We start from the raw sequence: 21,617 nt of genomic DNA, 5'->3' as shown, positions 1-21,617 counted from the left end.
GCGCGTCAGGCGGCCCGCGCCGCTTCGGCGCGCGCGGTCAGCCAGGTCAGCAATGCCGCAATCATTAGCAGCGCCGCGCTGACGGCGAAGGTGCTTTGATAACCGTTGCGGTCAAACAGCATGCCACCCACGGTAGAGCCCAGCGCGATGGCAAGCTGCACCACCGCCACCAGCAGGCCGCCGCCGGCCTCGGCATCAGTCGGGAAGGTCTTGGCGATCCAGGCCCACCAGCCCACTGGCGCCGCGGTGGCAACCAAGCCCCACAGCCCCAGCAGCATGACCACCGCCGCAGTCTTGCCGCCGAATGCAACCAGCGCCAGCGCGATCCTGGCCATCACTACGGGTATGGCAATCATCGTCGCGTAGAAGCCGCGCCTGAGCGCCGCGCCGATGGCCATGGTGCCGATGAAACCCGTCACCCCGATCACCAGCAGGATCAGCGACAGCGACGACACCTCCACCCGCGTCACCGTCTCGAGGAACGGGCGTACGTAGGTGAACAGCGTGAACTGCCCCATGAAGAAAATGCTGGCACCGAGCATGCCCAGCGCTACCCGCGGCTGGCGCAACAGCCGCAAGCCGTTGCCGGATCCGCTGCCGCGCGCCGCCACCGGCATCGCCGGCAGGCTGATCCACTGCCACGCGAAAGCGATCAGGGCCACCGGCACCAGGCAGAAGAACGCGCCGCGCCAGCCGATCACCGCGCCCAGGTAGCTGCCCAGCGGCGCGGCCACTACCGTGGCCAGCGCGTTGCCGCCGTTGAAGATCGCCAGCGCGCGCGGCACCTGGCCCGGCGGAACCAGCCGCATCGCCGTTGCCGCCGACATCGACCAGAAGCCGCCGACCACCACGCCGATCAGCGCACGGCCCGCCATGTAGGCAAGGTAATGGGGCGCCAGCGCGATCACCGCGCCGGAAACCGCCATCAGCGCCGTCAGCCCCAGCAGCAGCGTCTTGCGGTTCATGCCGCCGGCCAGCGCGGCGATGAACAGGCTGGTGAGAACGGCAAAGGCGCCGGAGATTGCGATGCCCTGCCCCGCCACCCCTTCGGTGACATGCAGGTCGGCGGCCATGGGCGTGAGCAGGCTGACCGGCATGAATTCGGAGGCGATCAGCGCGAACACGCACAGCGTCATCGCAAAGACGCCGCCCCAGTTGGCCGGCCGGCGTTCGGCATCCTGCGAAGGAAGGGTCGCGCCCACGGGCGCGTCACAGAGTTGGGTTGTCATGCAGTCCGGGAAGAAGTGGATGCGCGCACGACACCGCGCGGCTCCGAAAAAAGTCCGGAGCGGCGTGGCATGCGCGCGGTGTGCGGAGAAATGTGCCGGAAGCGGCAATGGCGATGCCGGTTTCCCGGCGTCTGCGTCACGCCATCTTCGCGCGAGGACAGGCCTGGGACTAGCTAATGAGTGCTTAAAGAGGATATAAGTAGCACTAATGAATCTGCCGATGGAGACCTACGCATGGTCCGACGCAATCTCAACGATCTGCTGGCCTTCGTGACGGTGGCGCGCGAAGGCAGTTTCACGCGCGCAGCGGCCTCGCTGGGCGTGACGCAGTCAGCACTGAGCCAGGCCGTGCGCGGCCTCGAGGAACGACTGCGGATCCGGCTGCTGACCCGCACCACGCGCAGCGTCTCGCCCACCGCAGCGGGGGAACGGCTGATGCAGGCGATCGGCCACCGCTTCGACGAAATCGAGGCGGAACTCGATGCACTGACCGCCTTGCGCGACAAACCCGCCGGCACGGTGCGCATCACCTGCGGCGACAACGTGCTGCACACGATCTTGCTGCCCCGGCTCGCACCGCTGCTGCATGAATATCCGGACATCAAGCTGGAGTTCGACGTCAACTATGGCTTCCGCGACATCGTCGCGGACCGCTTCGACGCCGGCGTGCGCCTGGGCAGCACCATCGACAAGGACATGATCGCCGTACCCATCGGCCCCCCGCTGCGCATGGCCGTGGTCGCGTCACCCGACTACTTTGCCACCCATCCGTCGCCGAAGACGCCGCAAGACCTGATGGCGCACCGCTGCATCAACCAGCGCATGCCAACCTCCGGCGGGTTGTACGTCTGGGACTTCGAGCGGCGCGGCCGCCAGGTCAACGTACGCGTGGACGGCCCGCTGATCTTCAATACCACCCAGCCCCAGGTGGATGCGGCGCTGGCCGGGCTGGGCATCGCGCTGCTGCCGGAGGATGAACTGATGCCGCATATCGAAGCCGGCCGGCTGGTGCGCGTGCTGGAGGACTGGTGTCCGAAGTTCAATGGCTACCACCTGTATTACCCGAGCAGGCGGCAGCCGTCGCCGGCGTTTGCGTTGGTGGTGCAGATGTTGCGCGGGCAGGCGGGAGGGCGGTGAGATTCGCCCGAAGTAGCGCCGCGGAAAAAAAAACCGCTCCGAAGAGCGGCTTTGGCAGCTTCATGGGCCCTTGGCCCATCGCCGCATCAGTCGTCCAACAGCGACAAGTCACGCACCGCGCCCTTGTCCGCCGACATCACCAGCTTGGCATAGGCCTTCAGCGCCGCCGACACCTTGCGCGGACGCGGCTTGGCCGGCTTCCAGCCCTTGGCGTTCTGCGCTTCGCGGCGATGCGCCAGCTCCTCGTCGGACACCAGCACGTTGATGGTGCGGTTGGGGATGTCGATGCGGATCTTGTCGCCGTCTTGCACCAGGCCGATGGCGCCGCCGGCTGCGGCTTCGGGCGAGCAGTGGCCGATGGACAGGCCCGAGGTGCCGCCGGAGAAGCGGCCGTCGGTCAGCAACGCGCAGGCCTTGCCCAGGCCCTTGGACTTGATGTAGCTGGTGGGGTAGAGCATTTCCTGCATGCCGGGGCCGCCCTTCGGGCCTTCGTAGCGCACGATCACCACGTCGCCGGCCTTGACCTTGTCGTTGAGGATGTTCTCGACCGCTTCGTCCTGCGATTCGGTGACGTGGGCGGTTCCCTCGAACACCAGGATGCTCTCGTCCACGCCGGCGGTCTTCACCACGCAGCCGTCCAGCGCGATATTGCCGGTCAGCACCGCCAGGCCGCCTTCCTTGGAGAAGGCATGCTCGTAGGAGCGGATGCAGCCTTCGGCGCGGTCCAGGTCCAGGCTGGGCCAGCGCGTGTTCTGGCTGAACGCCACCTGGGTGGGAATGCCGGCCGGGCCGGCCAGGTAGAACTGCCTGACCGCCTCATCCTGGGTCCGGCTGATGTCCCACTGTGCCAGAGCGTCCTTCAACGTGGGGGCATGCACCGTCGGCACGTCGGTGTGCAGCTTGCCGGCGCGTTCCAGCTCGCCCAGGATGGCCATGATGCCGCCCGCGCGGTGCACGTCTTCGATGTGGTACTTGTTGGTGTTGGGCGCGACCTTGCACAACTGCGGCACGACGCGCGACAGGCGGTCGATGTCGGTCATGTCGAAGTCGATTTCCGCCTCGCGCGCAATTGCCAGCAGGTGCAGGATGGTGTTGGTCGAGCCGCCCATGGCGATGTCCAGCGTCATGGCGTTCTCGAACGCCTTGAAGCCCACCGCGCGCGGCAGCACGCGCGCGTCTTCCTGCTCGTAGTACTGGCGTGCCAGTTCGACGATGCGGCGGCCGGCGCGCTTGAACAGCTGCTCGCGGTCCGCATGCGTGGCCACCACCGTGCCGTTGCCGGGCAGCGACAGGCCCAGCGCCTCGGTCAGGCAGTTCATCGAATTGGCGGTGAACATGCCCGAGCACGAACCGCAGGTCGGGCACGCGGAACGCTCCACCTCGGCCACGTCGGCATCGGAATACGCGCTGTCGGCGGCGATCACCATGGCGTCGACCAGGTCCAGCTTCTTGAACTCCATGGCCTTGGTGACGGGATTGGCCAGGCGCGTCTTGCCGGCTTCCATCGGCCCGCCCGAAACGAAGATCACCGGGATGTTCAGGCGCATCGCGGCCATCAGCATGCCGGGGGTAATCTTGTCGCAGTTGGAGATGCACACCATGGCGTCGGCGCAGTGCGCGTTGACCATGTACTCGACCGAGTCGGCGATGATGTCGCGGCTGGGCAGCGAGTACAGCATGCCGTCGTGGCCCATGGCGATGCCGTCGTCGACCGCGATGGTGTTGAACTCCTTGGCCACGCCGCCCGCGGCCTCGATCTCGCGCGCGACCAGCTGGCCCAGGTCCTTCAGGTGCACGTGCCCGGGCACGAACTGCGTGAAGGAATTGACCACGGCAATGATGGGCTTGGAGAAGTCTTCGTCTTTCATGCCGGTGGCGCGCCACAGCGAGCGCGCCCCCGCCATGTTGCGGCCGGCGGTGGAGGTTTTGGAACGGTATGTGGGCATGGTCTTGCTTTAGAAGTATCGCGGTAGGAAGCGGGCCGCGGGAATAGGGGCCCTGGCATGCCCGTGCGAACAACCTCTTGAGCTGCGCCATGGGCAAAGCCGCGATTATCCCACACCCGGCCGGGCGGGATATTCCCCCCGGGGGTGGCGCCCGCCACCTTCGCCGCAATGTTCGGGCGGCCACCATGGGCGCGCGGCGGCGGCCCCCGATGCCCTTGCGCGATTGCCGTTTCGGGGAAATGCTTGCGCTTATGTCACCTGCGCGGAGCAACGTCATGGATACATCAAGCGAACTGCAAGCCACCGTGGACGCCCTGGCACAAGCGGGCAAGGGCCTGTTGGCCGCCGACGAAAGCGGCCCGACCATCGCCAAGCGCTTCGAGCGCATCGGCGTGGAATCGAGCGAGGAAAACCGCCGCGCGTGGCGTAACCTGCTCCTGGCCACGCCCGGCCTGGGCGACTACATCAGCGGCGTGATCCTGTACGAGGAAACGCTGGCCCAGCGCGCCGACGACGGCACGCCGCTGCCGGAACTGGCCGCGCGCCAGGGCATCGTACCGGGGATCAAGGTCGACAAGGGCAAGCTCGCGCTGGCGCTAGCGCCCGGCGACGAAATCACCGAAGGCCTCGATGGCCTGGCCAAGCGGCTTGCCGGCTACCGGCAACAGGGCGCGCGCTTTGCCAAGTGGCGCGCGGTCTACAACGTATCGGACACGCTGCCCGGACTCGCCGCGGTGCAGGCCAACGCCGAGGCGCTGGCGCGCTACGCCGCAATCTGCCAGCAGGCCGGCGTGGTGCCCATCGTCGAACCCGAGGTGCTGATGGATGGCGGCCACACCATGGCCCGTTGCGCCCAGGTGACCGAAGCCGTGCTGCATGAAGTCTTCCACGCCCTGCATCGCCACGGGGTGGCGCTCGAACACATGCTGCTCAAGCCCAGCATGGTGCTGCCCGGCAAGGAAGCCGGCCACGCGCCACCGTCGGAGGTTGCCAAGCACACCGTGCAGGTGCTCAAGCGCACCGTGCCCGCGGCGGTCCCCGGCATTTTCTTCCTGTCCGGCGGACAAACCCCCACCGAGGCCACCGTCAATCTCGACGCCATGAACCGGATGGGCCCGCTGCCGTGGCGGCTGTCGTTCTCTTATGGGCGCGCGCTGCAGGAGCCGCCGCTGCTGGCCTGGCGCGGCGAGGCCGCCAACGCCGCGCAGGCGCAACAGGCATTGCTATTGCGCGCCCGGCTGAATGGCATGGCTTGCCTGGGGAAATATGAGGCGGCACAGGAGGGCGCGGCGGGATAGGTCCGACCCGGCCAGGCGATAGCGGCAACGCAGGCGGCCGACGCGGGACATCGCGCGCCGCCGTGGCCGGTCCCCCGCCAGGTACCGGTGGCGCCATGACACGTGCATGGAGAGAGGATCACGCCGCCCTACAATGGCGGGATGAAATCCTCTTTGCATCCCACCAGGACCGTGGCCCTGGTGTTCCTGCTGGCCATCGTGGCAGGCAGCATGCTGTTGATGTTGCCGCTGTCGAGGGCCGGGAGCGGCCACGCTCCCTGGCTGGTTGCCTTCTTTACCGCCGTGTCCGCGGTCTGTGTCACCGGGCTGGTCGTGGTGGATACCGGCACGTACTGGTCGGGCTTCGGGCAGGCAATCATCATGGCGCTGTTCCAGTTGGGCGGCTTCGGCATGATGACGGCGTCCACCCTGCTTGGCCTGATGGTCAACCGCTCACTGCGCCTTCGGACGCGGCTGATCACGCAGGTTGAAACCCGTGCACTGGGCCTGGGCGATATCTCCGGCATTGCCCGGCTGGTATTGATCGTGACGTTCGGCTGCGAGCTTGCGATCGCGCTGTGGCTGGCGGCCGCACTGCATTTCGGCCACGGGCTGCCGTGGCCTGAGGCGGCCTGGAGCGGCCTGTTCCATGCGGTTTCGGCGTTCAACAATGCGGGGTTCTCCATCCATGCCGACAGTCTGACCCGGTATGCCGCCGCGCCCGCCATCCTGTTGCCCGTGATGCTGGCCATCGTGGTCGGCGGTCTTGGCTTCCCGGTTCTCTACGACCTGCATGGCAAGCTTCGCGAGCCGCGTCGCTGGTCGCTGCACAGCAAGCTCACCCTGCTTGGCACCGCGGTGCTGCTGGCGCTCGGTCTGGTTGGGCTGCTGCTCTTTGAATGGAGCAACGGCCGGACCCTGGGCCCCATGCCGGTGCCGCAAAAGCTTCTGGCCGCGGCCTTTGCCTCGGTCTCGGCCAGGACGGCCGGTTTCAATGCCATCGATATCGGCGCGCTGACACAGGAGAGCCTGGCCCTGCATTATCTGCTGATGTTCGTTGGCGGCGGCAGTGCCAGCACGGCCGGCGGCGTCAAGGTCGGCACCATCGCCATCCTTGCCTTGCTGGTGATTGCGGAGATCCGCGGCCGCCCTGACAGCGAGGCCTTCGCGCGCCGCGTCAGCGCCTCGGCGCAGCGCCAGGCGATCACCGTGCTGGTGCTGGGCAGCGCGCTGATCACGATCGGCACACTGGTGCTGCTGCGACTGACCAACCTCCCCGCCGGCAGCGTCATCTTCGAGGTGATCTCCGCCTTCGGCACGGTTGGCCTGTCGACCGGCATCACGCCGGAGTTGCCGCCAGGCGCACAGATCATGCTGACCGTGTTGATGTATGCCGGACGAGTAGGCACCATCACACTGGCGGTTTCGCTGGCCATGGGCAAACACCGCTCGCCCTATCGCTATCCCGAGGAGCATCCCATTGTTGGCTAGACTTTTTACCGAGCAATTCGCCTTCTCCGCAGGAGACAGCGTGGTCGTGATCGGGCTGGGCCGCTTCGGCAGCGCAGTGGCCCAGTCGCTGATGCGCCTTGGCCACGATGTCATGGGGATCGACAAAGACATGGAGCTGGTACAGCGCTGGTCGAACACCCTGACCTACTGTGTCCAGGCGGATTCCACCGATGTCAGCGTCATGCGCCAGCTGGGCGTGGCCGATTTCTCCCATGCCATCGTTGGCATCGGCACGGAGATGTCGTCTAGCCTGATGACCTTGATGGCACTCACCGAGCTCGAAATCCAGGACATCTGGGTCAAGGCCTTCACCACCGAACACGGGAAAATCGCCGAGCGCATCGGCGCCCACCACGTGGTCTACCCGGAAGCCGACATGGGGGCGCGCGTGGCCCACCTGATAACCGGCAGGATGATCGATTTCATCGAGTTTGAAGACGGCTTTGCCATTGCCAAGATTCATGCACCGTCCTTCACGCATGGCAAGAGCCTGATGGAGTCGCGCGTGCGCGAGCAAGCGGGTGTCACGGTGGTCGGCATCAAGCGCGCGAACGAGGAGTTCATGCATGCGACCCCGTCTACCAGGATCGAGGCCGGCGACCTGCTGGTCGTTTCCGGTGCCACCAGCAAGATCGAGCGCTTCGCCGGCGGTACGAGAAAGCAGTAGCATACCTGCCCGGTGCAATGCGCCGGCAACCCGCCGGCTCCAGGAACCCCGCAACCATGAACCAGCCCGCCCCGCAGCAAGAAGTTCCTCGCGCCCAGATCCTGGCGGAGAAAGCATTCTCGGCTATCGACCACTATCTTCATATCGAAGCGGTCAGTGGCCTGGTACTGCTGGTTGCCGCCGCGGTTGCCCTGGTCTGGGCCAACTCGCCCGCTGCCGACAGCTATGTCGCGCTTTGGCATACCAGCCTGTCGTTCGGCCTTGGCAGTCATGTGGTGGACCAGCCGCTGCATTTCTGGATCAACGACGCCCTCATGACGGTGTTTTTCCTGGTGGTCGGCATGGAGATCCGGCGCGAGATCCATGAAGGCGCGCTCGCGAGCATTCGCCTGGCTGCGCTGCCGGTCACCGCGGCGCTAGGCGGTGTCCTGGTTCCCGCGGCGCTCTACCTGGCGCTGAACCCTGAGCTACCGGCTCGGCACGGATGGGCGGTGCCGACGGCGACTGACATTGCGTTTGCCGTGGGGGTCCTCGCATTGCTGGGCAAGTCGATTCCGGGGAACGTGCGGGTCTTCCTGCTGGCGCTGGCGATCATCGACGACATCGTGGCAGTGCTCATCATTGCCACGGTCTATTCCGCCGGCCTCGACCATACCGGTCTCTATCTGGCGGGTGCCGGCATCCTGATGGTGCTTGGCCTGCAATGGCTCGGCATCGGCGCCGCGTACGCGTACGTCGTGCCGGGCGCGGTGCTGTGGCTCGGCTTGCTCAAGACCGGTGCCCACCCGACCCTGGCGGGGGTGGTGCTGGGCATGATGACCCCGGTCCGGATCGCGCCGGTCCGCGGCCGTCCGCTGGACCAGGCAAGGGAGGCCGTCGACGACCTGCGCGCCCGTAGCGCGAGCCCCGCGCCCCAGCCGGACAAGCTCGCCGCACCCTTGCGGCAACTGCGCCAGGCGCAGCGGGATGTCCTGCCTCCGGTCACGCGCGTGCAGATCGCGCTCCATCCCTGGGTGGCCTTTCTGGTCATGCCGTTGTTTGCACTGGCGAACGCCGGCGTCGATGTCACGGGGGTAGACCTCGGCAACGGCAGCGCGCGGGTCGTGCTGGCGGGGGTGGTGGTGGCGCTGGTAGTGGGCAAGCCTCTGGGCATCGTCTCGATCAGCTGGCTGGCGGTTCGGCTCGGCTGGTGCCAGTTGCCGCCCGACGTATCGTGGCGGGGCCTGTGGCTGATCGGCCTGCTTGCGGGCATCGGTTTCACGATGTCGATCTTTATCGCCATGCTGGCCTTCGACGATGCCAACCTGCTTGGCGCCGCCAAGCTTGGCGTGCTGCTTGCGTCCGCCATTGCCGCCGTGCTCGGACTCGGCTGGGGACTGATCTATGCGCGCAGCCTCAAGGCAGCCGGCCGTTAGCGACCGGCATGCCTGCGGCTGGCGCTTGCGGCGCTGGCGCGAGCCCGCCGCAACAGCGCCGGCTCAGCGGAATACCCCCACCGCCTCCACCAGCCGCACCGCCTGCTGATTCAAACTCTCTGCCGCCGCCGCGCTTTGCTCGACCAGCGCGGCGTTCTGCTGCGTGATCTGATCCAGATCGCTGACCGCGTCGCCCACCTGCGATATGCCGCTGCTCTGCTCTTTGGTGGCGTCGCTGATCTCGGCGATCAGTTGCGACACATGCCTGACCTGCGACACGATGTCCTGCATGGTCTTGCCGGCATCGTCCACCAGCCTGGCGCCGGATTCGACGTTGTGCACGCTGGCATCGATCAGTCCCTTGATTTCCTTGGCAGCGTTGGCGCTGCGCTGCGCCAGGCTGCGTACCTCACCGGCCACCACGGCAAAGCCGCGGCCCTGTTCGCCGGCGCGCGCGGCTTCCACCGCGGCATTCAGGGCCAGGATGTTGGTCTGGAAGGCAATGCCGTCGATCACCCCGATGATCTCGGCGATACGCTTCGAGCTTTCGGTGATCGCCTTCATCGTGCTGATCACCTCCGACACCGCCTCGCCGCCGCGTTCCGCCGCGACACTGGCCGAGCCGGATAAGGTATTGGCCTGCGCCGCGGTATCCGCATTGCTTTTGACCGTGGCGGTCATCTGCGTCATCGACGCGGCGGTTTCCTGCACGTTCGACGCGGCCTGCTCGGTGCGCGCGCTCAGGTCCGAGTTGCCGCGCGCGATTTCATTGCTGGCGGTCTGGACGTTGACCACCTGCGCGCTGACGTCATCGATCAGCCAGCGGAACATCAGCCCCAGCTGGTTGATGGTGCGCAGCGTCATGCCGATCTCGTCGACCCGGTTCATATGCACCGCCTTCTGGCTTTCGCCCGCGGCCACGCGCAGCGCGTGGTCCAGCACTTGCTCCAGCGGCGTGGTGACCTGCCGCTGCAGCAGCCACGACACCAGCAGCGTGCAAAGCGCCATCACCCCGGCAAAGCCGGCCAGCGCCATGCCGCCCAGGCCAAGCCACCAGGCACTGGCGACACTGGCCGGGAGCAGTCCCGCCAATGCCAGCCGCACGCGCCAGCGCACCGGCATGACCTGGAACACCGACGTCACCGCCATCAGCCCGGTGCGGACGATCAGTCCCTTGTGGAATTTGCGGTTGCCGGCATGGCCTTCGCGAAAGTCGCGGTACAGGCGCTCCGCGGCGGCAATCTCGTCGCGCGTGGCCTTGGTCCGCACCGACATATAGCCGGCGGGCCGGCCATTGCGCACCACCGGCGTGGCATTGGCGCGGACCCAGTAATGATCACCGTTCTTGCGCCGGTTCTTCACCAGCGCAGTCCATGGCTCGCCGCCCTTCAGCGTGGCCCACATGTCGGCGAAGGCTTCCGCCGGCATGTCGGGATGGCGCACCAGGTTATGCGGCTGGCCCTGGATTTCTTCCTGCGTGAAGCCGCTGACTTCGACAAAGGCCGCGTTGGCGTACGTGATGTAGCTTTGCGGGTCGGTGGTCGACATCAGCGTGGCGTTGTCCGGGAATTCGAATTCCCGCTGCGTCACCGGTTGATTGTTGCGCACGGCACTCCTCCTCATTCTCGATAAAGGCGGGGGACGCATTAGTGGTTGCGGCGTGCAGAATCGCTGTCTGCATATGTCCCATCCAGCCTGAATATCGGTTTGCGGAGCGTTCGCCTGACCCCCTCTATCGGGGGGCGCAAGATGCATGACGATAAATGGTGCCGGCATGGCTTCGGACACCGCGCCGCTGTCGGTTCTTGGGGGAAACACCAGGCCCCATCTTTGATACCAAGGAGCCATCCTGACCAACCGCGCCACCACCGCCTCGCCCGCAACCCTGATCACGGGAGGCCAGGCTTTACGGACAGGGCAGCGTTCTGCGCGGGTTCGAGGGACCGCGCGCGGCGCGGCTTTCCTTGGGACTGCAGCCAAACTGTGCGTGATACCAGCGCGAGAACCCGCTCGGCGCGGAGAAGCCCAGCAGAGTCGCCACCTCGGTCAACGGACGGTTGGTTTCGATGACGTGGCGCGCCGCGAGCTCCGTGCGGATGTCGTTCACGATGGACGAGAAAGGCTTCCCCTCTTCTGCCAGGCGGCGCTGGACCGTGCGGCACCCAATGCCCAGGTGTTCGGCGACCTGCTCGATGCTGCAGCGCCCGCTGGGCAGCAATAGCAGGACCATGCGCCGAACGTCGTCGAGCATGGTGGCCTGCTGCGACATGGCGGCAGCGTCTATCAACTGCTGTACATAGCGTGCCATGGCCGGATCGGCATAGGGGTTGCGCGCATCAAGATCGGCTTTCGTGCAGACGATGCAGTTGAAGTCGTAGTTGAACTCGACGTTTGGGCCAAAAAAACGTTGATGCACACTGAGGTCGCGCGGCGCCGGGTGCTCAAGGCACACGCGCGCCGGCTCCCAGTCGGGCCTGTGGAGCTGGCGAATCAACCGCACCATGACGCCCACGCCAACTCCACCCGCTGACGGGTCGGCTCGTGCGCATGGCCGGCCATGACCCCTTCGCGGATGATGACCAGATCACCGCACTCCTCGATCGCCAGCGACAACGCACCGTTAAGCAGCGCCTGATAGCGCATCAGCATCCGAAGCGAGTCACGCAGCGTCGGCTGGTCACGGATCAGCAGCCCCACTGGCCCAAGATTGGATAACAGCCGCGACTCGGCCATGCACAGCCCGAAACTCTCGTTGCCTGACAGGGTGGCGGCGGCCTGCAGCAGGCGGCCGAGGCGCTCCACAGGAATCATGACGTCCGGCTCACGCAGCGCGCTCGGGTTGAGTGCCGCATCGAGAAGCATGCGCACCGGATCCAGCCCGGCGGCTCGGGCAAGCTCGCTGAAGTTGGTCAGGGCTGCGGCGCGGACAAGTGACGACATCAGACGTATAGGGGGCGGGGGCTGTGACACACAAGGATAAATGCCTGTCACGTACTGTCAAGCGGGAAACGGCGCCCGCCGCCACACTGCTGTGGCGGCATGGTTATCTCAGGAGACACGTCATGAATCAGCCACTACACGCGGCACCCGCCGTAGTTCGCGCAACCTCTCTGGGAAGCTCGATCCGGGTCGAGCCCCTCACTTGCACGATCGGTGCAGAACTCAGCCACGTCAATCTGGGCGCGGCCGCTGAGGATGTCCAGCAGATGGCGGAAATCCGCGCACTGCTCCTCAAGCATCGGGTGCTGTTCTTTCGCGACCAGGACATCACGCGCGCGCAGCACGTGGCGTTTGCAAGCCGCTTCGGCCAGCTGGAAGACCATCCGGTGGTGGGCAGCCACCCCGACCACCCGGGCCTGGTTCAGATCTACAAGACGCCGGACAGCCCACCCGAGCGCCACGAGAATTCCTGGCATACCGATGCCACCTGGCGCGAAAGGCCCCCGATGGGCTGCGTGCTGCGCTGTATCGAATGCCCGCCTGTGGGCGGCGACACCATGTGGGTCAACATGGTCGAGGCTTATAACCAGTTGCCGGAAGAGATCAAGACGAAGATCGCCCCTTTGCGGGCGCGCCATGGAATCGAGGCGAGCTTTGGCGCTGCGATGCCGATCGAAAAACGTCTTGCCCTGAAGGCTCAGTACCCCGACGCCGAGCATCCGGTGGTGCGCACACATCCGGAAACCGGAGAGAAAGTGCTGTTCGTCAACGGCAGCTTTACCACGCACTTCACCAACTACAATGTGCCGGCCAACGTCCGCTTCGGGCTGGACAAGGCGCCGGGCGCCAGCAATTTGCTCAGCTATCTGGTCAGCCAGGCCAACATCCCCGAATACCAGGTGCGGTTTCGCTGGAAGAAAAACAGCGTTGCGTTCTGGGACAACCGTTCCACGCAGCATTACGCAGTCATGGATTACCCGGCGTGTCACCGAAAGATGGAGCGCACCGCCATCGTCGGCGACGCGCCTTTCTAGGCATTGGCCGGGAAACCAGACATGCCACGGCCAGATTAGTCCGGCTGGTAGTTGATGGACTTCAGCAGGGCGGCCTGTTGCTGGTACGCTTGCCTGAGGTCCGCCATCATCGCTTCCGGGGTGGCGGCATCCCCCTGCTCCATGCCCATTTCGTGGATGCGCTTCTGCACCGCCGGTTGCCGGAAGTAGGCCAGCGTTGCCTCGCGGACTTTTTGCTGGATTCCGGGCGCGACGTCCGGACGCGACCAAACGGCGAACCAGCCTGCCTGCGACAGCTGCGGATAGCCAAGCTCCTTGAACGTAGGCACATCCGCCAGCGCGGATATCCGGGACGGATAAGCCACCGCAATCGCCTTGATCTTTCCCGCCCTGATCAGCGGCAATGAGGTGGTCACCCCATCGAACATCAGCGGAACATGGCCGCCCATGAGGTCGTTCAGTGCCGGCGGTGAGCCCTTGTAGCCGACATGCCGCATTGGCACATGGGCCAGTTGCCCGAACAGCATGCCCGAGGTGTGGCCCTTCAAGCCTGGCGCATAGGAAGCGAAGGCGAGCCCATCCTTTTGCGATGTTCCGTACGCCACCAGCTGCTTGAGGTCGGAGACCGGCACATCCTTGTTCGCAACCAGCACCAACCCCGTGCGGCTGACCTGCGCCAAGGGCTTCAGGTCGCTGAATGGCTGGTAATGGACCTTGTTGGCCAACGGCGCTTCGCTTACGACGCCGCCCTGGATGACCAACAGGGTATGACCATCCTTGCCAGTTGACCGCAAGTCGCTGATGGCCAACGCACCGGCGGCGCCAGCCTTGTTTTCCACGATGACCGGCTTGCCCCATGTCTTCTGCAGGCCTTCCGCCAGTAGCCGCGCCAGTGCGTCAGCGGAGCCGCCGGGAGGCCCTCCCACCACCAGGCGGTCCGGCTTCGTTGGCCAATCCTGCTGGGCCTGTGCCGTCGGCATCCAGGCGGCGACACCAATTGCCAGGGCCCATCTGCGCCACCGAAAGTCATGGTTGTTCTGCTTCATGTCAGTACCTCCTGATCACCTTAGGGCCGCGCACTGCATGGCGAATACGGTCTTCGCCCTTCATGCGAACGCGTGCTTCGTCCTGTCTTGACGCTTGAATCTGCTGCAGGTCTGGCGGGGCACGCCATTAGCCACCCGACAAACAGCGCGGTTCACTAGTCGATCTGGATCCGGGCATCGGCGGCGATCTTCGACCAGAGTTGCAGATCGCGGCTGACCATCTCCCGGAACTGCTCGGGCGTCGTGGCGGGTGGCGGCCCGAAGTTCATTGTTTTCATCGTGGCAGCGAGATCGGGCGACTTCTGGACCATGTTGATTTCATCGCCGAGCCTCTTCAAAATCGCCGGGCTGGTTCCCGCCGGTGCGAAGACGCCGAACCACCCCACCGCATCGAACTTGTAGCCCTGCTCGCCCATGGTCTTGACATCGGGCAACTGCGGCGCGCGCGCATTGCCGGTAATGGCAATGGCGCGGATCTTCCCCGAACGCAGGAACGGAATCGGTGCGCCCGGATCGGTCCAGCCAAGTTTCACGACGCCTGAAGCCAGATCGGTCATTAGCTGATTCGAAGTCCGATAGGGAACGTGATCGGTCTTCATGCCGGTCTGCTTCTTGAGCCATTCCATAGTCAGTTGCCCTGAAGATCCCGTCGACCAGGTGGCGTAGCCGTACTTGTCCGGATTCGCCTTTATGAACTGGATCAGCTCCGGCAAATTGTGAACCGGCAACTCGTTGCTGACCAGCAGCACCACCCCACCCTCAGCCGTCTCGGCAATTGGCACCAGGCTCTTCTTCGGATCGTAGGGAATGGTCTTCAGTACGGCTGGGGCGATGACCATGTTCGACGCCGTGGTGTAAAGCAGCGTGTAGCCGTCGGGCGGTGCCTTGACAACGAAGTTTGTCCCCACGATCCCACTGCCGCCTGGCCGGTTGTCAACGATGACCGGTTGCTTCAGCGATACCGACAGGCGTTGCGCCAGCAGGCGTGCCAGCGCATCGGTTCCCGACCCTGCCGACGACGCCACGACCATCTGGATCGGGCGCGCGGGCCACGCATCCTGCGCGTGCGCGCACGCTGAAGCGCACAACGCCGCAAGCACTGCGATGCCAAGCGGGACCGCAAGCAGCTGCGTCCGAAATGCCATTGTCTCCCTCCCTATCATTGTTCTGTCAGCGCGATCGCTCAACGTGCGAGAACGAGACCAGCCGTTGGCATCAGCCAATGACTGGCTTCGTGGCCTGGCTTCAGACCGGCAGACTTTCCTGCTTGCGCAGGAAGCCCTGGTGGCCACCATTGCGGTTAGGAGCGAAGCCATTGGCCTGGAGCGTTTCTTCAACGGTGTCGTAGAAAACGCCGAGCTTCAGGATTTCACGCGTTTGCTGCGCCGTCGCGATGGGGCGGCCGAATTCGCGGGCGATACGCACCAGTTGCCGGATCTGCTCGACCGAGCTCATCTTGCCCGTGCGCGTCTGGTTCCAGAGTACGTCCTCGATGCCGCATCGCACATGCAGGCCCAGGGCCATGCCGATCATATTGATGGGCAGCACATTGAGGACCGAGCTTTCCACCGTCACCACGGCGCCATCGGGCACCGCACGCAGCATGTTGGCCAGGTTGTAGATGTTCGCCTGGTCCATGCCGCCGCTGATCGCCACCCAGTTCATCACCAGCGGGCCCTTGTAGACGCCGCGGCGAATCATCCGCTCGATCGTTTCGAAGCTGTTGATGTTGTAGACCTGGAATTCGCTCTGGATGCCGGCCGCGGACAGGCGCCGGATATGTTCCTCGGCCCAGCTGGGATTCGACGGCACGATCATGTCCTTGTACGTGTCGTAGAGATGCGGGAATCCGCGCGATACGCCCTTGAAGTCGTCCACACCGGCGTGCTCCGTCACGTTCATCTGTGTCGTGTTGACGGTTACCGTGACCTGGTCGGGCCTGGGGTCGAGTTCGGCCAGCATATGCCGCGTGTCGTCGCTCAGCCATTTGGCGGCCTGGCCCTCTTCGGGCGCGAAGCTGATCGAGCCTCCCACCTGGATCACCATTTCAGGTACGGCGGCGCGCACCCCGGCGATCAGTTCGTTGAACATCGACAAACGCTTGCTGCCCTTGCCATCGGCTTCGCGGACATGGAGATGCAGCACCCGGGCACCGGCTTCGTAGCAATCCACCGCTTTCTGAATCTGTTCCTCCATGGTGACAGGGATATCTTCCGGGAAGTCCGAAGGAATCCAGCCCGGCGCATACGGGGCGGCCGTAATGATCAGCGGCTGCTGGTTTTCGGGATACAGGTGGCCGTCAAGGAAGTTCATGGTGGTGGGTCTCCAGGATGCGTGTTGTGTATGGATAATGTCGAGCCGGATGAGAGCGTTTGCCGGGCGGGAAACTGTCAGATCACGAAGATGGACGAGCCCGTGGTCTTTCGGGCCTCGAGGTCCCGGTGTGCCTGCACGGCATCGTCCAGGGCATAGCGCTGATTGATCTCGATGCGGATGCGGCCCGCCGCCACATGGCCGAACAGTTCATCGACCAGTTCCGCCTTCTCGGCAGGGTCGGCGATATAGTCGGCCAGCCCAGGGCGTGTCAGGTATGCCGAGCCCTTGCGGGCCAGGATGGCCGGATCGAACCCGCTGACCGGGCCGGAGGCAAACCCGACGCAGACCAGCAGGCCGCGCCGCTTGAGGGAGTCCAGCGAGGCCATGAAGGTGTCCTTGCCGACGCTGTCGAACACCACGGACACGCCCGCGCCATCCGTCAGTTCCCGCACGCGCCTGGCCACGTCCTCATGGCTGTAGTTGATCGTGGCATCACAGCCATGGGCGCGCGCAACTTCGGCCTTGGCATCGGTAGAGACCGTTCCGATCACGGTCAGCCCCAGCAGCTTGGCCCATTGCGAAATGATCAGGCCAACGCCCCCCGCCGCGGCATGCAGCAGGATGGTGTCGCCCGCCTTGAACGGGTAGATCCGGCGCATCAGGTAGGCGGCTGACAAGCCCCGCATGGTCATCGCCGCCGCGACTTCGCAGCGGATTGCCTCCGGCAGCTTGATCAGCGGCGCGGCAGAGATCAGCCGCTCGGTAGCGTAGGCGCCCAAGGTGTTGGTGAAACCCGTATAGGTCACGCGGTCACCGACCGCCAGATGGGTGACGCCGGCGCCCACGGCCTCGATCACGCCGGCGGCTTCGTTGCCGATGCCGCTGGGCAGCGGAACCTGATAGGTGCCGCTGCGGAAATACGTGTCGGCAAAATTCAGTCCGACGGCCACATGACGGACGCGTACCTCGCCTGGCCCCGGTTCGCCAACGGCAGCGGTCTCAAAGCGAAGGACCTCGGGCCCGCCGGTTTCGTAAATCCTGATGACTTTTGCCATGTGTCTCCTGTCTGCTGTGGAACATGAAGCTGCACGTCGGCTTGCCGGGTGGCTTGCCTGCGCGACGACCTGTGTGGCGAATCATCGGGTCGTGGCCGGCATTGCGCTTTCCTTTAGGCGTCTTGCGCTTTCCCTCTTCTGACAAAGGTTGGCCGGATCGCTCGTATTGGCGTCGAAAGAGGCAAGGGGTGCAGGAGGAGCGGCATGCGCGGAGGAAAGCGCTGGCCGGGGCCAGAATCACGGCCCCCGCCATGGCATGAGCCCGCCAGCCATGCCACCCGAAACCATCACACCCGGAGCCAGCACGGCCGCCGCAGGCGCGCCGGTCCAAGCGATGCGCGATGTGCAGCTTGGACGGCCCGGCCAGTTGGCGGAGACAGGTGCCATCCAGCGGATGATAGGCATTTGCAATAGGTCAGCGCGCAGGGGCGCGACACTCACCGAAAACCATGTCATCCGGTAGATCTGTAGATATCTCTACATGATTGAAATGCACGCTATGGACTTTTAACATGCTCCCATGAGCGGATTCACTGATCCCTGGGCCTTGTTGATCGTTACGCTTCCCACATCCGGCGCCACCGCCCGGATGCGGATCTGGCGTGCGATCAAGACATTGGGCTGCGCGGCGCTGCGGGATGGCGTCTATCTCTTGCCGGCCGGCGCCGGGCAAATCTCGCATTTGAGCGAACTTGCCGACGAGGCCCGGCGGGAAGGCGGCCAGGCCTGGCTGTTGAATGTCCAGGCCAGGCATCCGGAGGAAGACGCCACGTTCCGGGCGTTGTTCGACCGCAGCGCCGACTATGCCGAATTGCAGGCGGCCATGGCAGAAGCGCGCCGGTCGCTTGCCAGCCAGGACGGCGCCGAACTCAATCGCCTGCTGCGCCGTCACGGGCGTGCCTACGAAGCCATCCGCATGACCGACTTCTTCCCCAATGAAGCGTCGATCCGGGCTGAAGCCCAATGGCATGACTTCAGCCGCGCGATCGACAGCATCCAGTCCCCGGGCGAGCCCCGGACGCTGACGCGGGCCATCGCTCGTCGGGATCCGGCCCAGTATCAAGGCAGGCAGTGGGCAACGCGCCGTCACCTTTGGGTGGACCGCGTGGCCAGCGCCTGGCTGATCCAGCGCTTTATCGATCGCCATGCGCGGTTCCTCTGGCTCGAGAGCGCGGCCGATTGCCCGGACGATGCGCTGGGCTTCGACTTCGACGGTGCGACCTTCACCCATGTCGGCGATCGCGTGTCTTTCGAAGTGCTGCTGTCGAGTTTCGGTCTTGAATCCGACCGCGGGCTCAGGCGGCTCGGCGCCATGATCCATGCACTGGATATTGGCGGGATGCCGGTGCCGGAGGCCAGCGGCTTTGAAGCGATGCTGGCCGGCGCCCGCTCCCGTCTGAAGGACGATGACGCCCTGTTGGCGGAAATCGGCGCGGTCCTGGATTCGCTTTACGCACACTTCCGCACCCAGCAGAAAGCCTGACGTCAACGTTCCTCAGGATCCCATCATGAATCGCATGCAACAAGAAGAGAGCACGGCACCACCGGAGATCCCGGAACCGCCCGCCTATACGCTCTGGCAGCTCGTCCTGTATTTCCTCCGGCTGGGCACGTTGGGCTTTGGCGGGCCCGTTGCGCTGGCCGGCTATATGCACCGCGACCTGGTGGAGCGGCGGCGCTGGATCAGCGATGGCGACTACAAGGAAGGCATAGCGCTGGCGCAACTCGCGCCCGGTCCAATGGCGGCACAACTGGCGATCTACCTCGGCTACGTCCATTATCGCGTCCTCGGTGCCACACTGATCGGCCTGGCCTTCGTGCTACCGGCATTTCTGATGGTGCTGGCGTTGGGCTGGGCTTATGTCAGGTTTGGCGGGCTGGCCTGGATGCAATCGGTGTTCTATGGCGTGGGTGCCGCCGTCATCGGCATCATCGCCATCAGCGCTTACAAGCTGACCACCAGGAGTGTGGGCAAGGACAAGCTGCTGTGGGCAATTTATGTGGTGCTGGCGGCGGTGACCATCGTCACCGAGTCGGAAGTCGCGTGGCTGTTCCTGGCGGCGGGCGTGCTCGCCTGGTTCTGGCGTGCGCCACCTCAATGGCTGCGGCAGAGCGGCGCCAATGCGCTGGCTGCGATGCAGGTACCGGCCGCGAGCGGCCTGGCGAGTACGCTGGACTGGCCGCTGCTGACCCAGATCGGCGTGTTCTTCGCCAAGGCGGGCGCCTTTGTCTTCGGTTCGGGCCTTGCCATCGTGCCATTCCTCTACGGCGGTGTCGTGACGGAATACCAGTGGCTGAATGAAAGACAGTTTGTCGATGCGGTGGCCGTGGCCATGATCACGCCCGGCCCGGTGGTCATCACGGTCGGCTTTATCGGATACCTGGTGGCCGGACTGCCGGGCGCATGCGTGGCGGCATTGGCAACGTTCCTGCCCTGCTATCTGTTCACCGTGCTGCCGGCCCCCTACTTCAAGAAGTACGGCAAGCTGCCGGGCATCCTGGCCTTCGTCGACGGCGTCACTGCGGCCGCGATCGGCGCCATCAGCGGGGCGGTGTTCGTGCTGGCCAAGCGTTCGATCGTGGACGCTCCGACCCTCCTGCTGGCCTTGGGCACGGTCGCATTGCTGCTGAAATTCAAGAAGCTGCCCGAGCCGGTCATCATCACCAGCGCTGCGCTGATCGGCCTGGCTGTTTATCCGGTGCTGCATCACTGACCTGGATGACCTGAAACGCAAGGATTGACGGACAGGCGAGCGGATGGCCATGCATAAGGATCAAGCTTCGGGCGCCAGCGGGCACTGGCTTCAACGCATCGCGCTGCCTTCCGGTGTGCAAGCCGCCGCCTTGCCGCTGCTGGCCGGCCGCGCGCTGCGTGGCATCTGTGATGGCTATGTTGCCGTGCTGTTGCCAGCGTACCTGCTGGCGCTGGGCTTCGACCCGGTGACGGTCGGGCTGATCAGCAGCGCAACCCTGATCGGCTCCGCCCTGGCCACGATCCTGGTCGGGATCGTCGGGCACCGCTACCCGCAACGCCGCTTGCTGATGCTGGCGGCTGCCCTCATGGCAGCGACGGGTCTCGGCTTTGCCGGGTTCTCGACGCTGTGGCCGCTTCTGCTGGTCGCCTTCGTCGGCACGCTTAACCCTGGCTCCGGCGATGTCAGTGTCTTCCTGCCGCTGGAACACGCGCGCCTGGCGGAATCGGCCTCGCCCGACAGCCGGACGGCACTGTTCGCCCGCTACGGCCTGATCGGGGCATTCGCATCCGCGCTGGGCGCGCTGGCAGCCGCCATCCCCGCATGGCTGGCGGGGCAAGCCTGGCTGTCGTCGCTCGATGCAATGCGCCTGATGTTCGTTTTCTATGGGATCACGGGGCTGCTGCTGTGGCGTCTCTACGCGCGCCTGCCTGCCACGCAGCCGCATGGAGCGCAGCTGGCGACCACGCCATTGGGCCCGTCTCGTCCGATCGTAATGCGGCTGGCCATGCTGTTCAGCGTGGACGCGTTTGCGGGCGGGCTCCTCGTCAATTCGCTACTGTCGCTATGGCTGATGCAGCGTTTCGGCCTGAGTCCTGCCGCGACCGGCCGGTTCTTCTTCGTGGCGGGCCTGCTTACGACGTTCTCGCAGCTTGCCGCAGTGCCGCTGGCGCGAAAGATCGGCCTGCTCAATACGATGGTGTTCACGCATATTCCTTCCAGCGTGTGCCTGATTGCAGCCGCTTTCGCACCCACCATGGCGACGAGCCTGGCCTTGCTGCTGGCCCGCAGCGCGCTGTCGCAGATGGATGTGCCGACCCGCACGGCCTATGTGATGGCCGTCGTCACGCCGCCTGAACGGGCGGCGGCTGCAAGCCTGACCGCAGTGCCGCGCAGCCTGGCTGCCGCGCTCAGCCCTGCGCTCGCCGCTATGTTGATGGCCCATGGCTATGCAAGCGTGCCGCTGGTCACCTGCGGCCTGCTGAAAATCGCTTACGACCTCGCCATGCTGCTCGCGTTCCGTCGGGTCAAGCCACACACTTGACGGATCGGCGCGGAGCGGCTGACTGGCGCCGGCTCATGCCCCCTTGC

At 65.2% G+C, this 21,617-nt stretch carries 16 protein-coding genes and 1 pseudogene; 9 read left to right on the top strand and 8 right to left on the bottom strand.

What is annotated here, in order from left to right:
- Nucleotides 1-5: 5 nt before the first annotated feature.
- Complete coding sequence (locus tag E5S69_RS11920; RefSeq protein WP_171514861.1) at nt 6-1,229, bottom strand: MFS transporter; 1,224 nt, start codon at nt 1,227-1,229, stop codon at nt 6-8.
- Between the two features lie 234 nt (nt 1,230-1,463).
- Between E5S69_RS11920 and E5S69_RS11915 the strand changes: the two genes are divergently transcribed.
- Nucleotides 1,464-2,366, top strand: a complete 903-nt coding sequence (locus tag E5S69_RS11915) for a LysR family transcriptional regulator (protein ID WP_171514860.1) — start codon at nt 1,464-1,466, stop codon at nt 2,364-2,366.
- A gap of 86 nt (nt 2,367-2,452) precedes the next feature.
- On the opposite strand, the gene ilvD is transcribed toward E5S69_RS11915, so the two are convergent.
- Nucleotides 2,453-4,312: a dihydroxy-acid dehydratase gene (ilvD, locus tag E5S69_RS11910; protein ID WP_171514859.1), complete on the bottom strand. Its 1,860-nt coding sequence runs from the start codon at nt 4,310-4,312 to the stop codon at nt 2,453-2,455.
- A gap of 275 nt (nt 4,313-4,587) precedes the next feature.
- Here ilvD and E5S69_RS11905 point away from each other — a divergent pair, with 275 nt between their 5' ends.
- The 4 genes from E5S69_RS11905 to nhaA all read left to right on the top strand — a co-directional run bounded on the left by E5S69_RS11905 (nt 4,588) and on the right by nhaA (nt 9,183).
- The gene (locus tag E5S69_RS11905; protein WP_171514858.1) at nt 4,588-5,610 is read left to right on the top strand and encodes a class I fructose-bisphosphate aldolase; all 1,023 of its coding nucleotides are present in this window, start codon (nt 4,588-4,590) and stop codon (nt 5,608-5,610) included.
- Nucleotides 5,611-5,763: 153 nt separating this feature from the next.
- The gene (locus tag E5S69_RS11900; protein ID WP_236901293.1) at nt 5,764-7,080 is read left to right on the top strand and encodes a TrkH family potassium uptake protein; all 1,317 of its coding nucleotides are present in this window, start codon (nt 5,764-5,766) and stop codon (nt 7,078-7,080) included.
- Between the two features lie 40 nt (nt 7,081-7,120).
- Nucleotides 7,121-7,768, top strand: coding sequence for a TrkA family potassium uptake protein (locus tag E5S69_RS11895; protein ID WP_336510582.1), 648 nt, complete (start codon nt 7,121-7,123; stop codon nt 7,766-7,768).
- Nucleotides 7,769-7,824: 56 nt separating this feature from the next.
- A complete protein-coding gene (gene nhaA / locus E5S69_RS11890; protein ID WP_171514855.1) occupies nt 7,825-9,183 on the top strand; it encodes a Na+/H+ antiporter NhaA in 1,359 nt (452 codons plus the stop codon).
- Between the two features lie 63 nt (nt 9,184-9,246).
- Here nhaA and E5S69_RS11885 read toward each other — a convergent pair whose 3' ends face one another.
- Together E5S69_RS11885 and E5S69_RS11880 are read right to left on the bottom strand one after the other, a co-directional pair.
- Complete coding sequence (locus E5S69_RS11885; RefSeq protein WP_336510581.1) at nt 9,247-10,791, bottom strand: methyl-accepting chemotaxis protein; 1,545 nt, start codon at nt 10,789-10,791, stop codon at nt 9,247-9,249.
- Nucleotides 10,792-11,089: 298 nt separating this feature from the next.
- Nucleotides 11,090-12,123 (bottom strand): annotated as a pseudogene (locus E5S69_RS11880) (AraC family transcriptional regulator).
- Nucleotides 12,124-12,245: 122 nt separating this feature from the next.
- Here E5S69_RS11880 and E5S69_RS11875 point away from each other — a divergent pair.
- Nucleotides 12,246-13,157, top strand: a complete 912-nt coding sequence (locus tag E5S69_RS11875) for a TauD/TfdA dioxygenase family protein (RefSeq protein WP_171514853.1) — start codon at nt 12,246-12,248, stop codon at nt 13,155-13,157.
- 35 nt (nt 13,158-13,192) lie between these two features.
- Here the strand turns inward: E5S69_RS11875 and E5S69_RS11870 are convergent, their stop codons facing one another.
- The 4 genes from E5S69_RS11870 to E5S69_RS11855 all read right to left on the bottom strand — a co-directional run bounded on the left by E5S69_RS11870 (nt 13,193) and on the right by E5S69_RS11855 (nt 17,553).
- Complete coding sequence (locus E5S69_RS11870; RefSeq protein ID WP_171514852.1) at nt 13,193-14,182, bottom strand: Bug family tripartite tricarboxylate transporter substrate binding protein; 990 nt, start codon at nt 14,180-14,182, stop codon at nt 13,193-13,195.
- A gap of 155 nt (nt 14,183-14,337) precedes the next feature.
- The gene (locus tag E5S69_RS11865) at nt 14,338-15,327 is read right to left on the bottom strand and encodes a Bug family tripartite tricarboxylate transporter substrate binding protein (protein WP_171514851.1); all 990 of its coding nucleotides are present in this window, start codon (nt 15,325-15,327) and stop codon (nt 14,338-14,340) included.
- Nucleotides 15,328-15,427: 100 nt separating this feature from the next.
- A complete protein-coding gene (locus tag E5S69_RS11860) occupies nt 15,428-16,495 on the bottom strand; it encodes a 3-keto-5-aminohexanoate cleavage protein (protein WP_171514850.1) in 1,068 nt (355 codons plus the stop codon).
- Between the two features lie 77 nt (nt 16,496-16,572).
- A complete protein-coding gene (locus E5S69_RS11855) occupies nt 16,573-17,553 on the bottom strand; it encodes a quinone oxidoreductase family protein (protein WP_171514849.1) in 981 nt (326 codons plus the stop codon).
- 520 nt (nt 17,554-18,073) lie between these two features.
- Here E5S69_RS11855 and E5S69_RS11850 point away from each other — a divergent pair.
- Genes E5S69_RS11850 through E5S69_RS11840 form a run of 3 tightly spaced genes read left to right on the top strand, consistent with a single transcriptional unit; the run spans nt 18,074 to nt 21,570 of the window.
- Complete coding sequence (locus E5S69_RS11850) at nt 18,074-19,036, top strand: chromate resistance protein ChrB domain-containing protein (protein ID WP_171514848.1); 963 nt, start codon at nt 18,074-18,076, stop codon at nt 19,034-19,036.
- 25 nt (nt 19,037-19,061) lie between these two features.
- Entirely contained in the window at nt 19,062-20,267 is a 1,206-nt protein-coding gene (locus tag E5S69_RS11845) for a chromate transporter (protein WP_171514847.1), read from the top strand.
- A gap of 49 nt (nt 20,268-20,316) precedes the next feature.
- Nucleotides 20,317-21,570 carry an MFS transporter gene (locus tag E5S69_RS11840; RefSeq protein WP_171514846.1) on the top strand — a complete coding sequence of 418 codons (1,254 nt, stop codon included), beginning with the start codon at nt 20,317-20,319 and terminating at the stop codon, nt 21,568-21,570.
- Nucleotides 21,571-21,617 lie beyond the last annotated feature (47 nt).

The organism is Cupriavidus necator (assembly GCF_013141915.1).
In the GTDB taxonomy this organism is placed as follows: Bacteria; Pseudomonadota; Gammaproteobacteria; order Burkholderiales; family Burkholderiaceae; genus Cupriavidus; species Cupriavidus necator_B.
Note: the sequence above shows the minus strand (reverse complement) of the source record. Positions and strands in the feature narration are given on the sequence as shown.